Below are 16,032 nucleotides of genomic sequence, written 5' to 3'. Positions count from 1 at the left end.
GGAGGTGTGTTACTGATGAGCAAATCAAAGAACCAAGCTACAAAAGCCGAGGTCAACTCCACGAAGCTGAACAAGCTGCCGGTACCTGGAGAGAATGACACTGAATTTTCTGCTGAAGAAGCAGCTCATGTGTTTGAGAAGCAGCCTTCATCCCAAAATAACAATCTGGAGCAAGATCCGAATCTGTAGTTAAATAGAGCTGAACAGAGATCTTCTCTATACAAAATAAAGCTTCTCGGCGTAAATAGTGCCGGGAAGCTTTTTTACACCGTTACCTATCGCAGAGCGTTGGAGCTGACAACCCCGTACCGGGAGAGAAGTTTTCGTCCAATAAGTCCTACGATTCTGTCCGTAATAAATCCCATAAGTCCCAGGCACAATAGCCCAACAAAGATCCAGTCCGTGCGGAAGAAACAGTGTGCCATCCATCAAGAGCTCGTATCCGCCCTGCAGCGTATAGAGCGGACCAGGCAAAATCTCCGGTTCATAGATGAGAGACAACAGATGCCATACGATGATCAGCTCTACCTTACCGCATCATGCATGCCGAACCCACATTCACCTCGCAGCACCGACGAACAAAAAAAGGCCAGAGCTTCGCATACTTGCGACTCTGGCCCCCACCCACGCCCCCATAAAAGGGGATACGAAGATGCTTTGAGGTTTCCCTCCAGCGATTAGCGGAGAGATGAATGTGGAGAGAGGAAGCGACAGCGCTCGTTTTTTGTCTGCTGATTCCTTCCTTGCCTGGCGTCTAATCCGGGAATCAGCAGACAACTTACGATCCGAACCCACATTCACCTCGCAGCGATCTTAGCTGGATTACCAGCGCCCATCGCGCTAGCGCCCTCCTCCCTCACTCACTTTCTAAACCTCAACACTTACTTCGCACTCACCTTCAACCGAATGACATTCCAGCTCGCCTTACCCAGCTGTGCAGATACCGTCGTACCATCTACAACTGCATTTCCGTTCTTATGCGGAGCAACCCGGTCTGGCTGAGCAGCTGTATTCACTGCCTTCAGATCATCACTTTCGAGCACAATATGCTCGATGATCTGACAATTGCCGAAGCTGCGCAGATCCACTTCCACCGGCAAGGACTCATCGAGATGACGGTTTACAGCAAAGACGGTAACTTCTTCTGCCTCTTCATTATGGATCGCGAGCGCTTCAAGATAAGGTACATCCGTAATTTCCTTCGTATCGTATTTAGGAGATTGAATCAGCGGTACAAGTGCTTGACCCCGACCGTAAATAGAAGTGTGCAGATAAGGGTAGTAGATTGTCTGCTTCCAAGCAGCCCCGCCATTCTCTGTCATAATTGGAGCAATGACGTTGACAAGCTGAGCGAGACAAGCCATTCTCACACGGTCGGAATGCTTGAGCAAGCTGATCAGCATGCAGCCAACAAGCAGTGCATCCTCATGGTTATATACATCCTCAAGCTGTGGAGGAGCGATCTGCCATGGCTCCATCTTGCTGTCGTTCTCATTAGAGTGGAACCATACGTTCCATTCATCAAAGGAGAGGAGCATTTTCTTCTTGCTGCGCTTCTTCGCTTTAATATAATCACAGGTTGCAGTCACAGTCTCAATAAACTGATCCATTTCAAGAGATCTCGCCAGGAACAACGCAGAATCCTGGTCGCGATTACCGTAATATTGATGCAGGGATAAGTACTCCACATGATCATATGTATGATCAAGCACAGTCGCTTCCCACTCTGGGAAGGTCTTCATATGAATACTGGAGCTTCCGCAGGCAACAAGTTCAATGGTCGGGTCTACCCACTTCATAACTTTGGCAGCCTCAAGCGCTACTCTTCCGTATTCTTCTGCTGTTTTATGACCAATCTGCCAAGGACCGTCCATCTCGTTACCAAGACACCAAGTCTTCACGTTATGCGGGTCTTTGTAGCCATGCTTGATACGCAGATCACTGTAGTATGAGCCGGAAGGATGATTGCTGTACTCCACAATATTGCGGGCAGCGTCGACTCCACGTGTACCCAGGTTAACTGCCATCATGACCTCAGTATTGGCCTTCTTCGCCCAATCCACAAATTCATTGAAGCCAAACTCATTGGTTTCCACTGTACGCCATGCCAGCTCCAGACGGCGCTTGCGATCTTCCTTCGGACCCACACTGTCTTCCCAATTGTAACCGGATACAAAATTCCCCCCTGGATAACGGACAATCGGAACCTGAAGATCTTGGATAAGTCCCATTACATCCTGACGCAAACCAGCTTCATCTGCAGTCTCATGACCTGGTTCGTAAATGCCTCCATATACCGCACGGCCTAAATGCTCAATAAAAGAGCCATAAATTCTTTTGTCCACTTCTGCAATTCGGAAATCTTTGTCAACGATCATCTTTGCCTTATCTGCCATGAATTATGCCAACTCCTTAAATTAATTTAATCATTAATCCTTCAAGCAAATCATAATTCCCTCTTTTATTAAAATCCAAATAAAACTTAATTGCAATAACATTTTTGAATTTCACAAAATTTTATTGAATTTATTTAATCATTAATCCTATAATAATAGATAAGTATAAATCAACTGATTCAGGAGCGAATAGAACTTATGATAAGAGCAAATGCTGAAGATAAATGGCTTCCTCTGTACGAAGCGTTAGCGAGCGGTGTACGGCTATCCATTATCCGGCTACTGGCAGAGCAGCCTATGAATATTAAAGAGCTTGCTGCCCATCTTGAATTAAGCAGCGCGATAGTAACCAGCCATGTCCGCAAACTGCAAGAGGTGGGCATTGTTGAATCCAAGATGATTCGCAAGGATGGCGGTACGCATAAGATCAATTCCCTGGCTGTCGATTGGATTGAGATTATGATGCCGAAAAAGGTTCAACAGCTTGCCCGCAAGTATAAGGAGACCTCTATTCCTATCGGACATTATACCGAGTTTGAAGTGTATCCGACTTGTGGTTTGTCAACGACAGAGAAAGTCATTGGACAATATGATGATCCGCGTTATTTTCTCGATCCAGAACGTGTGAATGCACACATCCTATGGTTTGGCCGTGGTTATGTAGAATATAAGATTCCCAATTACTTGCTGCAGAACGAGCAAATAACAGAGATTGAAATATCATTTGAGATCGGTTCTGAGGCACCAGGCGTTAATCCCAACTGGCCTTCTGACATTTCCTTCACCCTAAACGGCATACCGCTCGGAATATGGACAAGTCCTGGAGACTCGGGACATGGCAGAGGTATCTTCACACCGGAGTGGTGGCAGGATGAGGTGAATCAATACGGACTCTTGAAGGTCATTCGTATCACGAACAAGGCTACGTTTATTGATGGACAGCGCATGTCAGGTATGACCATCCAGGATATACCGATAGAACGTAATCAATGGACCTTCCGTCTCGCTGTTGAACAGGACGCGCAGCATGTCGGGGGATTAACATTGTACGGTGAAGGCTTCGGTAATTATAATCAGAATATCATTCTGAGGCTTTACCACTGAATTCAAAAAAAGCCTCTTCCGCTAGGAAGAGGCTTGTCTTAAATAACTTATATTAAAGTGCGCTTCCGCCATACAGGAAGCGGTATTCCCAATGCTTGCCTTCGAAGGTATCCACTTTTACACCGCCGGATTCAGTAGAATACGTATGAAGCATTTTGCCGTTACCCAGGTAAATAGCGACATGCGTAATTCTTGCTGAGCTCTTGTTGATTCCGGAATAAGAAGACTTGCTCGAGCCTTTGTAAGACATGAAGAACATCAGGTCTCCACGTTTCAGAGAAGAAATGCTGGATTTCGCATTACCTTTGTTCTTAACATAAGTTCCTTGTTGACGGGAATCCGCCGGAAGCGTAATCCCAGCGCCATCCATGAATGCTCGTCTTACAAAAGAAGAACAGTCAAACGTCTTCGTGCTGCTGCGTGGTGCGCCGAACTCATAAGGCGTTCCAAGGTACTTCGCACCTGCATCGATCACTTTTTCCACAGTAGCTGAGCTAGTGCTGTTTGCAGAGACGCTGTCACCGCTAGAGGAGCTGCTTCCGTTAGAGGAGCTGCTTCCGCTTACTGTTTTTGTATATTTAGAAGAAGAAGAAATGTATCCTGTATTTCCTTTTGTATCTTTAACTTTAAGCCAGCTGGATCCAGATGTTCCAAGAACGGACACGGTTTCTCCCTTTTTCAGCATACGAATGACAGATGAAGAAGTTGTTGCTTCCTCTCTGAGGTTAACACCGTAGATAACTTCCTTTGTCGTTGTAGCTGCATAAGCCTGGCTTGAGAATACAGGCATGCTCACTGAGCCGAACATCAATGTGGATGCAATTGCTGCAGTTAGTATCTTTTTTGTAACCTTCATGTTGTAGAACCTCCTGAAGTTTTAGGTTTTGTTAATTCCTCATGGCATCGCCTTGCCATCAACTGTCCCCATTGTAGGACAGGCAAGCAAGCTAAATCATCGGACTTTAGCCCTGATCGACTCACCTTCAATATAGGTCTATATGACCATTGTAATGAACCAGAAAAGTAGACTTTCTAATATCCATTCTATATTTTTCAAAGCTAAAAATCCTTATAAATCAGCATAAAAATATTATAAAACAAGAAAAACAGCCTTTAATTAAATAGGTATATAGACCTATGAAATAAAAGGCTGTTTTATGAATTGGATAAACTTACTAGTATTCACGTTGGATATTATATCCGTCAATAAATTTTGTTTTTATTTTTTAACCTTTTTGTAACCTTTTAAATCGTTTACAGATTAGGCAGATCGCTTGTTCTTGTTGTAAATATCAAACGCTACAGCTAACAACAGTACAAGACCTTTGATCCCTTGCTGCCAGTCGATACCGAGCCCGATCAGTGACATCCCGTTATTCAGTACACCCATAACCAGTCCGCCGATAATGGCGCCAAATACGGTTCCGATTCCCCCTGATGCGGAAGCTCCGCCGATAAAGGCAGCCGCGATAGCATCAAGCTCAAAGTTTGTGCCCGCTCTTGGAATTGCCGCATTCAGTCTTGCGGTAAAGATCAAACCAGAGATGGCTGCAAGTACACCCATGTTAACAAATACCCAGAAGGTAACCTTCTTCGTTTTTACCCCGGACAGGCCTGCTGCCTTCTCATTACCACCAACCGCATAGATATGACGTCCCATAACCGTCTTATTCATGACAAAGGAATAACCTACGATAAGTACGGCAAGCAGTACCAGGATATTCGGAATACCAGCGTAGCTGGCAAGCGCTACGAAAAATACGTTAACGACGATAGCAATAAGCACCATTTTCATTATAAAGAGCGGTGTAGAACTCGTCTCAAATTTATACTTCTGCTGATTTTTGCGAGCCTTCACTTCATTAATAATGTAAAGTACGGTTACAATAATACCTGCAAGGATCGCTACCAGATTCGTCCCTGCATTCCCGAAGTCCGGAATGAAGCCTGCACTAATCTTCTGGAAGCCTTCCGGGAGAGGAGAAATGGACTGACCTTCCAATACAATCATAGTAAGACCACGGAACAAGAGCATCCCTGCAAGTGTAACGATAAAGGCAGGTATGCGGACGTAAGCAATCCAGAAGCCCTGCCATGCGCCGATCAGCGCTCCGAGTAGAAGCGATAGAATGACCGCTACGACCGGATGCAGATTCATATCTACCATCATAATTGCCGCACAAGCACCAACAAGGGCAGCTACGGAACCTACGGACAAGTCAATATGCCCTGTGATGATGACCAGTACCATACCAATGGCAAGGACGAGAATATAGCTGTTTTGCAAGATGAGGTTCGTAATGTTGATCGGTTCAAATAACAGTCCTCCGCTAAGGACGCCGAACAAGATCATAATGAGTATCAATGCTATAATCATGCCGTACTGGCGAATATTATTTCTGAGCAGATGCATTAAGTTATCCATTGTTATGCCCTCCCGATCTGGTCGTTTTCGTCATGTATTTCATCAACAGCTCTTGATTCGCTTCACTCCGATCCACTTCACCTGTGATCCTTCCTGCATTCATAACGAAGATTCGGTCACAGATGCCGAGTATCTCAGGAAGCTCTGAAGAGATAACGATAATGGCCTTCCCTTCATTCGCCAGCTCCTGAATAATCGAGTAGATTTCAAATTTAGCCCCTACATCAATTCCTCTTGTAGGCTCATCGAGTATGAGAATATCCGGCTCGGAATAGATCCATTTGCTCAGCACAACCTTCTGCTGATTACCACCGCTAAGGTTCTGAACCTCCTGGTGGATGCTGTTCGTTTTAATCTTAAGTCGTTTGCGCATTTGCTCCGCAACGATCACCTCTTCATTCTCATTAATAACAGAAGCCTTCTGCAGCTTGTTAATCCCGGTTAATGAAATGTTTCGCTTAATATCCTGGATCAGTACGAGTCCATAGTCTTTGCGATCCTCAGTTACATAGGCAAATCCATTATCAATCGCCTGATTAATTGTGTTATTGTAAATAATCTTTCCGTCCTTGCGCAGCTCGCCTGAGATTTTCTGTCCATATGCCTTACCAAACATACTCATGGCAAGCTCGGTTCGTCCGGCTCCCATGAGACCGGCAATACCTACAATTTCTCCGCGTCGTACATTTAAGTTGACTCTATCCAGTACTTTGCGATCAGCATGATGCTCGTGATATACTGTCCAGTCCTTGACTTCAAGCATGACTTCACCAATATTTGGCTTGCGTTCCGGATAACGATCTGTTAGATCACGGCCAACCATGCCGCGGATGATTCGGTCCTCGGTCATATCCTTCGATTTCATATCCAGCGTTTCGATCGTCTTGCCATCTCGCAAAATCGTAACGGAATCCGATACCTCGGATACTTCGTTCAGCTTATGTGAAATGAGAATACAAGCGATACCCTGCTTCTTGAACTCCAGCATCAATCTGAGCAAATTTTGACTGTCAGTCTCATTAAGCGCTGCTGTCGGTTCATCCAGAATAAGAAGCTTAACCTTCTTGGACAGCGCCTTCGCAATCTCGACAAGCTGTTGTTTGCCGACACCGATATTCGTAACGAGCGTGTTAGGATTCTCATCCAGCCCCACTTCCTTCAGAAGCTCGGAGGTCTTCGTTATCGTCTCCTGCCAATTGATCACCCCTTTGTTCGCCCGTTCGTTACCCAGAAATATGTTCTCGGCAATGGACAAGTATGGGATAAGCGCGAGCTCCTGATGGATGATGACGATTCCTTTCTCCTCGCTGTCCTTGATCGTTTTGAATTCACATACCTGATCTTCAAATAAGATATCCCCCTCATATGAACCGTGAGGATACACCCCGCTCAAAACCTTCATAAGTGTTGATTTGCCGGCACCATTCTCACCACATAAGGAATGAATCTCGCCTGCCTTCACCTTCAGGTTTACATTCTCCAGTGCTTTGACACCTGGAAATTCCTTTGTAATCCCGCGCATTTCAAGTATATATTCAGCCATGATTTCACCTTCCCGCATCAAAAGTTAACAGTCATTCTATTCGAGCCCAACTTCTTCTTTGGTGTAATATCCGGAATCAATAACCACTTCCTCCAGATTTGTCGCATCCACAGATACCGGCTCAAGCAGGTAAGATGGCACGACGATTTTTCCATTATCGTAGCTCTCCGTATCATTCACTTCTGCTTCCGTTCCAGAGAGAACGCTTTCAACCATTGCGACCGTTCGCTTCGCCAGCTGGCGAGTATCCTTAAAAATGGTTTGTGTCTGCTCTCCTCTGACGATAGATTTAATGGAGGACAGCTCTGCATCCTGCCCGGTAATCACAGGCATTGGATTATTCGAGCTTCCGTACCCTACACCTTTCAGGGAAGAAATGATGCCAAGGCTTATCGAATCGGCAGGAGCCAGAATTGCATCAATCCGCTCATTCGAGTAGTGCGCACTGATCAAATTATCCATCCGCTTCTGTGCTTCCGCTCCATCCCATCTCAGCGTAGCGATTTGACTCATTGAATTCTGATTGCTTCGTATAACCAGCTGACCGGAGTCAATATACGGCTGCAGGATCGACATGGCGCCGTCAAAGAAGAAGTAAGCATTGTTATCGTCCGGTGATCCGCCAAACAGCTCGATATTAAACGGTCCCTCGCCTTCCTTCAGACCCAGCTTCTCTTCTATATAAGAACCCTGAAGTACACCCACTTGGAAATTATCAAACGTAGCATAATAGGACAGATGCTCCGTATTACGAATTAATCGGTCATAAGCTATGACACGAATGCCTTGGTCATGAGCCTTGCTGATCACATCAGTCAATGTATTCCCGTCAACGGATGCAATTACAATCACATCCACGCCTTTAGTAATCATGTTCTCGATTTGTGCAATCTGATTCTCCACCACATCCTCTGCGTATTGCAGATCGGTCTTGAAGCCTTTCTCTTCAAACAGCTTCACCATGTTATTTCCATCGGCTACCCATCTCTCCGCCGATTTCGTTGGCATTGCTATGCCGACATAGCCCTGACTCTCACTGCCGCTTGTCGTCTCCGCAAGATTACATGCACTCAAAGAGATAACGAGCACGAAGAGAAGAAGATAGGTTAATGCTTTCTTCATCGGTTCCACCCTTTCGCTTGTACGATTGTGCCTGGATTAAAGCTTCTATAGTGAGCGCTTTCATATCCATTGATCCCTTGTTTCTTCTATAATGATATCTCATCCCTTCTTGAAACGTCTTTGCACATTTCCAACCGTTTTTATAAAAATCAAACCTTTCTTGGCAATATACCGACATGAGTCTCCAGACAGCAAAAAAACGCCTTGCGGCGCTTTTTAAGGATAGGAACTATAATAAATGCGCTAATTATCTTCTAAACAAAGCCCCCACCCTTGCGATATTTATTCGGGGAAATGCCAATGACCTTCTTGAATGCAGTACTGAAGTAATGCTGACTCTCATATCCGATATGATCTGCAATCTCATGTATGGCAAGACTGCTGCTATTCAGCAGTTGTATCGCTTTGTGAATTCGTATCCCTGTCAGTAAGGAAATAAATGAATCTCCGAGCTCCTTCTTCAGCATGCGACTCAAGTACACAGGCGAAACTCCCAGCTCAGAAGCAACCAGCTCCAGTGTCAAAGAGTGATTATGATAATGCTCCTGCAAGTATTGCCGGGCTCTTCGCACGAGCGGAGATAGCGAAGCCTCCTGATAAATGCATTCCTTGCACAGGTTATATGCTTGCAGTAGTTCCGTCTTCGCTCCAACCTCTTCGTAAGCTGTGTGAATCGTTACGCCCAGATTCTCCTTTGCCGCCTCCTCGATTTTAATAAGCAGCTCTGGGGTGAACCTGCTCCAGCTGATGCCCACGACCAGATCTGCTGCATTTCTAAACACAAGCGCTTCAGAGGTGCCAATCAGCTCTTCAACAATGTTCTTGACCGCATAGAGATACAGCTGACGATCGCCTTCCTTTAATATTGTATTCGGCATGCTTGCCTCCGGCCAACGGATCACAACACAGCTTGCGGGAGAAGCAGCAGGAAGCGAGAGCAAGCTGAGCTGTATTCTAATTTCGTCTTCATTCAGTCTGCCCTGCACCCATTCCTGTCCCAGCTGCTCTCGCAGCACCTCTCTTCTCTTACGAAGATGCTCCCTGGCAGATTCCTGTTTTTCCTTCTCTAGCTGTTCATCATCCAGTGAGGTCTTGATTCGCTGCAGCACCTTCATAAGCTCTTCAGGTTCAACCGGCTTCAATATATATTCCTCAACACCCAGCCGAATCGCTTGCTGGGCATAACTGAATTCATCATATCCTGTAATGATAATGCATCTGCATTCCTGCTTCTGCTCTCGAAGCGCCTGAATAAATGAGATGCCGTTCATGATCGGCATATTCATATCCACAAGCACAAGATCGGCTCCTCGCTCTAAGGCAAGCTCCAGCGCTTCTGCTCCGTCTTCTGCAAGTCCGATTACTTCCATTCCAAGAGAAGCCCAGTCTACCGACTCGCTGATTCCTTCACGAATGATGGGCTCATCATCCGCAATCAATACTTGATATGGATTGTTCATAGCTCCTCCTCCTGTTCGTGGTCAGCCATGACTTGCGGCTCGGTCAACAATGGATGTCTAATCGTGACCGTCGTTCCTTCTCCCAGCGTGCTGTCCAGCTGCACGCCATAGTCTGTTCCGAATGCGAGCTGAATCCGGGCCTGCACATTTAACAGTCCGTAGCTCTTCTGTGACTCCACCTCTTCATGCTGCTTATCTATGGTGATCAAGGGACTTGCAAGCTTCTCTCTCATCTGCTGAAGCCGATCCTCGTCCATGCCCGCACCATTATCTGTGATCGTAATCAGAAGATAATCGGTTTGCTGTTCCACCTGAATTCGAATGATGCCTGCACCGCGCCTAGCCTTAATGCCATGATAGATCGCATTCTCAACGATCGGCTGCATGATCAGCTTGACCACATAGAATCTTCTGGCCTCCTCCTGCAGCTCAATCTGGCAGTTCAGCCGGTCCCGATAGCGGGTCTTCTGGATCTGCAAATAGCTGCTGATATGATCCATCTCTTCCGACACCGGGATCATGCTGCTTCCCTTGCTGAGTCCGATCCGAAATAATCGGGATAACGATTTCACCATTTCGGACACATCCTCCGCTCCCTGCTTACGCGCCATCCAGTGGATGGTATCCAATGTGTTATACAAAAAGTGCGGCTTGATGTGTGCGGTAAGACTGCGCAGCTCGGCTGCCTGCTTCTGTTTTTCTTTTCTCCGGTTTATCGCCATCAGCTTCTTGATCTCCTGCAGCATACGGTTGAAGCTGACACCGAGCATCCCGACCTCATCCCCCCGGTTCCCGAGATTACGCAGCGTCATATCGCCTTTTTCCGCTTTTTGCATCAGGCTCATCAGGTGATGAATCGGTCTTGAGATCGACTGTGACAGCATGTAGGCTGCCGTTAATCCAAACATGCACACAATAAATAAATAGCAAATCACATAAAAATGAATTTCTCTTACGGCAAATGCCGAATCTCCTGTATTAAATACTCCGATGGTACGCCAGCCTGTGTAAGAAGAGGTCTGGTATTGAAACTGAAAGTTCTGATCTCCGACTTGTTTCGTAAAGGTTCCATACGAAGCATCCTCAAACCAGGAGCTCTCCAGCTGAGTAATGATCGACTGATCCGGTGCGTAAATTTTATTCCCCTCCTGATCCTGGATCATTAAATATCCATCTTTACCAAGAGTGACATCCCTTGCAATGCCAGAGATCGAGAATAGCTTCAGGTCAATCAGAATAACACCTCTATTCTCCCTCGTCTCCGGATCAACCAAAGCTCTGGATACTGAAACTACTTCATCCGGCGTATAGTTCACATGTGTAGTCACTCTCCGCTCTCCAGGATGCCCGATGACCGTAAATATCCCTTTCTGATCCACGGCATCCTGATACCATCTCTCTTCTGTCAGATCTGTATCTTCTACAGCGTACATTTCGTTGCTTATATATTCGCCTTCTTTATTAATAATCATAATACCTGCAATATCGGGATGAAGGGTCGTAAACCCCTGCAAAAAAGCTTGAATACTTCCTGAGCTCTTCACTCGCTCTCTTGCTTCGGGATCACCATCAATAAACTGCTGAACATCCTCATCAAATTCGGTGAGATAGGTGATGTTCTGCAAATTCTCGATGGACTTGTCGAGCGACTGATTCACTTTGCCGATCAGCTGCAGTGTATTATCTTCGACCTGCCTTTCCACAATTCGATCCACTGTCCAATTGACGATCAGTCCGAGACCAAGTGCAGGAACGATACCAATCAGTACAAAAAGAATGGAGAGCTGATAACGCAGAGGCATTTGACTGAATTGAAGCCGGTTCCATAACCGTATAGACCTGCGCTCATTTCGCATAATACTGCTCCACATTTTGTCTGGTAACGACATTGATGCCTGTATCGACCTGGACTGGAACCGGTGACACCTCTTCTGTCGCAGAAGGTGCCGGAATCGTCAGATCATGATGAAGATGAAATAAATATTGTAAGGACCAGTAGCCCATATTCCATGTTCCCTGCGCGATGCTGGCGGCAATGACACCTTCCTTGATCAGATCAAGCGTTGCTTTATTCGTATCAAAGCTCACGATCTGAACCGGGCTCGCATGATGCTGAACCGCCTCAGCGACACCAACACCGCTTGCTGCCTCGCTAACAAATACTCCAGCAAGATCCGGGTACTTCTTAAGCAACGCCTGCGTCTCTAGCTCCGAATCCTCCGCATTCCCTTTTCCATTGACCGTTTCGACAACCTCCATCATCGGATAGGTGCTCTCCAGCGTATCCTTGAAGCCTTGAATCCGCTCCGTATGATTGTGCTGTCCCGGCACAGTCACGATCGCTACCTGTCCCTCTCTTCCCGTCAGCTTCGCCATCTGAGCTGCTGCTGTCGCTCCTGCGTTGTAATTATTCGTTGCCAGGAACGAGTAGGCTTTACTGTTCGGTGCGCCTGAATCAAACAGCACCACCGGGATGTTCTCATCAATCGCGCGGTCGATAGCACCATCTAGCCCATCCGTATCTATAGCAGAGATGGCAATGCCTGCCGGTTTCTTGGCAATCACCTGGTCCAGCACCATAATCTGCTCCTCAAGGTCGTATTCGGTTGCGCCTCTATATTCAATAGACACATTCAAAGCATCTGCTGCATCCTCAAAGCCCTTAAGCACACTCTTCCAGTACTCAGATCCGGATTGGAAGGTGACCATCACATAACGCTCTGACGTTTCCCCTCGAAGTCCATTACTTTCAAATCCGCTATTGCCGTTGTCCTCAGTCATATATTGAAATATATAAACCAAAAATGCGAATATTAAAAGCGTATAGATCAGCATCATCTTCTTCAATGTAGCTACGCCTCCCCTATCCCTTCCACTGCCAGCATATAAACCGCTTTCAATAATCATTATAAAACGAAGTGTCACTACTGTGAACTTCTTGACAAAAGACCCCCATCGCTGAGGGTCTTTTACTACGAAACATACTCACGAACCTAGTTCAAGAAATGAACCATTTGGTGAAGCGCTTCTCTCTCTGATGTATGCTCATTATAGGGACTGTCCTCGACAGCATAGCCAAGAACGACACCAGAGCGCAGAATCAGATGATCCGGAATCGATAGCTTCTCTCTAAGAATTTGTGGATAAGCAATCGAGTTGAAGGCTGGAACGCTTTGAACCTCATGATGCTCAGCGGCGAGTACAAGATATCCGGCAAAGGTGCCCAGATCCATGGTGGACCAATCCGTAAGCGATCGTTCCTGGCAGATGATGACAAGGGCTGTTCCATCAAAAAACGAAATGTTATTGCGCCGATTCAATTCTCTTGCCTTCTCATCCTCACGATCGATCCCCATGCACTCAAACATATGTATGCTGTTACGGATGCTGCGTTCCTGCATATATTCAGGCCATTCCTTCGGTACAGGAACATCTGTATTATATGGCTCAGAACGATCAAATGCAGCTAAATATGCTTCCCTGATCTCTTCCAATGTGCTGCCTGCAGCAACAAATACTTCCCAAGGCTGGGTATTCGACCAGGATGGAGCACGCAGTGCATCCGTTAATATATTCTCAAGCGTCGTTTGCGGAATAGGCAGATTCTTGTCAAATTTGCGGTGAGACTTCCGTCTCTGGAACAGGTTCTTACTCTCTACAGGGTGATTCACTATTGATTCTCCTCCATTCCTATTCTATATATCTGGAATTACGATTCTTCATGAACGATAATATATAGAGACAATAATTACAAGCACACGCAGGCACGAGTTGTAGTATACTTGCTCATGTTGTTCGTCATTTCATCAATTCTTAATGTTGATTCGTTACAATATGACATTATCGCTTGCCCTCTTATCATCGTAAAACAACTATAGGAGGTTATCTACCTTTGAAAAAAACTAGAATCGAGGAGCTGACACCCCTACGGGGACTGGCCTTCCTGGCGATTGTCATGCAGCACAGCCTCGCGGAATATATATACCGGGCAGATATATTGGCACCTGATTCCACCATGCTGATGTTTGTGTATCATTTGACAAGGTTCGGAACGCCGACGTTTGTGTTCCTGTCCGCTGTATTGCTGTTCTATAATTATGAGAAGAAGCTGCAATATCCGAGCTTTATCCGCAAAAGATTCGGAGATATTTATGTGCCGTTCCTGTTATGGACGGTTCTATACTGGCTGAGTGTTAGACTGACGGCTGGTACAAACTGGCTGAGTGCAGACACATGGACAAGCCTTGTAAGTGAATGGTTTGTTCCTCAAGCCGGTTATCAGCTGTGGTTCGTTATCATGGTGTTCCAGTTCTACCTGCTGTTTCCACTATTCCGGAAAGCCGCTCTGTTTCTACAGAGCAAACTGGCGCCTCTTGATCCGAAGAGGCAGAAACGTACGGTTATCACCATTATCGTACTCACTGGCGTCGCCTACGCTTATCTGTTATACCTGTCATATTACGAGATGGGAACCTGGGCGTCAGAAGCAGGCGGACTAACACAAACACTGCTTGGGTACAGATCCTATTCATTTATTATGTATTTCTTTTATTTTATACTGGGTGCTTTGGTTGCCTTCATGCTTGAATCGTTTCGAAGATGGATACTCAAAATCATGCCCTGGACGGCTCTCTTGTCCATCGCATTATTCACCTTGCTGGCATACGATGTGCTTCGAGGTTCATCCGATGTTATGAACTTGAACATATCAACTTATCTGAAGCCCCAGACCTTTGCTCTGATTCTGACGCAGATGTTTCTGCTGTATGGATTCATGCTCGTGATCTCGCCGCAGAGCCGTTTCCGCAAGCTGTTTACGTGGATCGGAAGATATTCATACGGCGGTTATCTCGTCCATGCCATGGTCATCTACGGCATCGCATACTTCACTAGACCGATGGAGCTGTCCGGTTATCATTTGCCGGTAACGATGATTACTTTCCTGCTTACCGTCATCGTCTCGCTGCTCATCAGCTTCGGTTTATCCAAGCTGCCTGGATCAAGATATCTGGTAGGTCTTGCGCGCAGACCAAAGAACAAGACCGCTAAGGACAAGAACAATACGGTCCCGGCAGAAGGTGCTGTACTCTGACGTAAAGATCTTTCATATATAAAAACCCCTTCAAGCTGCAGCTTGTCATAATGGACAAGCTCTGCTCGAAGGGGATTTTTTAGTATGCACAACGATTGAATTCTCTAAATTCGCAGCTATAGCGGCGACATCGGTCCGCTTCTAGCTCTGATCATGCTTGAGGGCTTCTTTTCCCGGCGCCCCATCGATCTGGATCTTCTGATGGATAAACTTCTCCAAATCAGGTGTTAATTCTTCCTTCAATTTATCCACCAGCTGCTTCTCCGATACGCCTTTTGATTTGGCGATTTCAGCGAGCGACTTACCTTTCCGAAGCTCTTGATTGAGCTGATCCGGCGTCAGTCCGAGGAATTTGGCAATTTCCTCGCGATTTAGGCGGGAATGTCCTTTACCATGATGTGCATGCCGTTTACGAAGCTCACTAAGCGGTGTATTGATGACTTTGGTGAGCCGTGCATGAATATTCGATTTCATAGACGCGCCTTGTTCTTTCGTCAGACAGCCTTCTTTTACCGCGGCATCCACCCGCTTATCAATTGCAGGAATAAGCTTCTTCTCGAGCTGCTTGTCTGTCATTCCCTTCGACCGGGCAATGCTTGCAATGGTCTTGCCTTGTTCCATTTGGGATGCCAGTTCCTTGAGATCCATATTCAGAATCTTGGCTGTCTCATCCATGAAATAGAGGCGATGACCTTGCCCGCAATTGGCATCTACCTCAAACTCGGTAAATACCGGATCCGGCGTCTTCGTTTCCTGTGCCCCAGCCTGTTCTCCATAGCCCATCATGATCGAAATCAGGAGTGCGGCAGAAGCGATGCGCGAAATATATTTGTTCATGTGTTTGTCCACCTTTCTAGCTGCAATGAATTGTATGCACTTCGTTAGTGTGG

The 16,032-nt window shown here is 46.2% G+C and carries 14 protein-coding genes and 1 pseudogene; 3 read left to right on the top strand and 12 right to left on the bottom strand.

Annotation, left to right across the window (positions count from 1 at the left end):
- Positions 1-15: 15 nt before the first annotated feature.
- The gene (locus BM415_RS00940; RefSeq protein WP_170862328.1) at positions 16-189 is read left to right on the top strand and encodes a hypothetical protein; all 174 of its coding nucleotides are present in this window, start codon (positions 16-18) and stop codon (positions 187-189) included.
- Positions 190-275: 86 nt separating this feature from the next.
- Here the strand turns inward: BM415_RS00940 and BM415_RS25390 are convergent.
- The 3 genes and pseudogenes from BM415_RS25390 to BM415_RS00930 form a co-directional block, all read right to left on the bottom strand.
- Positions 276-413 (bottom strand): annotated as a pseudogene (locus BM415_RS25390) (ABC transporter permease); the annotation flags it as partial.
- A gap of 145 nt (positions 414-558) precedes the next feature.
- Complete coding sequence (locus tag BM415_RS24615) at positions 559-795, bottom strand: hypothetical protein (protein WP_139236932.1); 237 nt, start codon at positions 793-795, stop codon at positions 559-561.
- An 86-nt stretch (positions 796-881) separates the two neighbouring features.
- Positions 882-2,396, bottom strand: a complete 1,515-nt coding sequence (locus tag BM415_RS00930; RefSeq protein WP_091153616.1) for an arabinosylfuranosidase ArfA — start codon at positions 2,394-2,396, stop codon at positions 882-884.
- Positions 2,397-2,594: 198 nt separating this feature from the next.
- Here BM415_RS00930 and BM415_RS00925 point away from each other — a divergent pair, with 198 nt between their 5' ends.
- Positions 2,595-3,500: an ArsR/SmtB family transcription factor gene (locus tag BM415_RS00925; RefSeq protein WP_091153613.1), complete on the top strand. Its 906-nt coding sequence runs from the start codon at positions 2,595-2,597 to the stop codon at positions 3,498-3,500.
- Positions 3,501-3,552: 52 nt separating this feature from the next.
- Here the strand turns inward: BM415_RS00925 and BM415_RS00920 are convergent, their stop codons facing one another.
- The 8 genes from BM415_RS00920 to BM415_RS00885 form a co-directional block, all read right to left on the bottom strand.
- Positions 3,553-4,356 (bottom strand): C40 family peptidase, encoded by an 804-nt coding sequence (locus BM415_RS00920; RefSeq protein WP_091153612.1) that lies wholly within the window; start codon positions 4,354-4,356, stop codon positions 3,553-3,555.
- Positions 4,357-4,761: 405 nt separating this feature from the next.
- Entirely contained in the window at positions 4,762-5,925 is a 1,164-nt protein-coding gene (gene mmsB, locus BM415_RS00915; protein WP_091153609.1) for a multiple monosaccharide ABC transporter permease, read from the bottom strand.
- A complete protein-coding gene (gene mmsA, locus BM415_RS00910) occupies positions 5,918-7,468 on the bottom strand; it encodes a multiple monosaccharide ABC transporter ATP-binding protein (RefSeq protein WP_091153608.1) in 1,551 nt (516 codons plus the stop codon). The genes mmsB and mmsA overlap by 8 nt, the downstream gene beginning before the upstream one ends.
- A gap of 36 nt (positions 7,469-7,504) precedes the next feature.
- Positions 7,505-8,590, bottom strand: coding sequence for a multiple monosaccharide ABC transporter substrate-binding protein (gene chvE / locus BM415_RS00905; protein WP_091153606.1), 1,086 nt, complete (start codon positions 8,588-8,590; stop codon positions 7,505-7,507).
- A 254-nt stretch (positions 8,591-8,844) separates the two neighbouring features.
- Positions 8,845-10,050, bottom strand: a complete 1,206-nt coding sequence (locus tag BM415_RS00900; protein ID WP_091153605.1) for a response regulator transcription factor — start codon at positions 10,048-10,050, stop codon at positions 8,845-8,847.
- A complete protein-coding gene (locus BM415_RS00895) occupies positions 10,047-11,906 on the bottom strand; it encodes a cache domain-containing sensor histidine kinase (protein WP_244533108.1) in 1,860 nt (619 codons plus the stop codon). The genes BM415_RS00900 and BM415_RS00895 overlap by 4 nt, the downstream gene beginning before the upstream one ends.
- On the bottom strand, positions 11,896-12,897 hold the full coding sequence (locus BM415_RS00890) for a substrate-binding domain-containing protein (protein ID WP_091153602.1): 1,002 nt from the start codon (positions 12,895-12,897) through the stop codon (positions 11,896-11,898). The genes BM415_RS00895 and BM415_RS00890 overlap by 11 nt, the downstream gene beginning before the upstream one ends.
- A 146-nt stretch (positions 12,898-13,043) precedes the next feature.
- The gene (locus BM415_RS00885; protein ID WP_170862327.1) at positions 13,044-13,721 is read right to left on the bottom strand and encodes a nitroreductase; all 678 of its coding nucleotides are present in this window, start codon (positions 13,719-13,721) and stop codon (positions 13,044-13,046) included.
- A 221-nt stretch (positions 13,722-13,942) separates the two neighbouring features.
- Here BM415_RS00885 and BM415_RS00880 point away from each other — a divergent pair, with 221 nt between their 5' ends.
- A complete protein-coding gene (locus tag BM415_RS00880) occupies positions 13,943-15,142 on the top strand; it encodes an acyltransferase (protein WP_091153598.1) in 1,200 nt (399 codons plus the stop codon).
- A 141-nt stretch (positions 15,143-15,283) separates the two neighbouring features.
- Here BM415_RS00880 and BM415_RS00875 read toward each other — a convergent pair whose 3' ends face one another.
- Entirely contained in the window at positions 15,284-15,979 is a 696-nt protein-coding gene (locus tag BM415_RS00875; RefSeq protein WP_091153595.1) for a hypothetical protein, read from the bottom strand.
- Positions 15,980-16,032: the final 53 nt, after the last annotated feature.

The organism is Paenibacillus sp. 453mf (genome assembly GCF_900116105.1).
In the GTDB taxonomy this organism is placed as follows: Bacteria; Bacillota; Bacilli; order Paenibacillales; family Paenibacillaceae; genus Paenibacillus; species Paenibacillus provencensis.
This window is presented reverse-complemented; position numbering and strand designations above follow the sequence as displayed.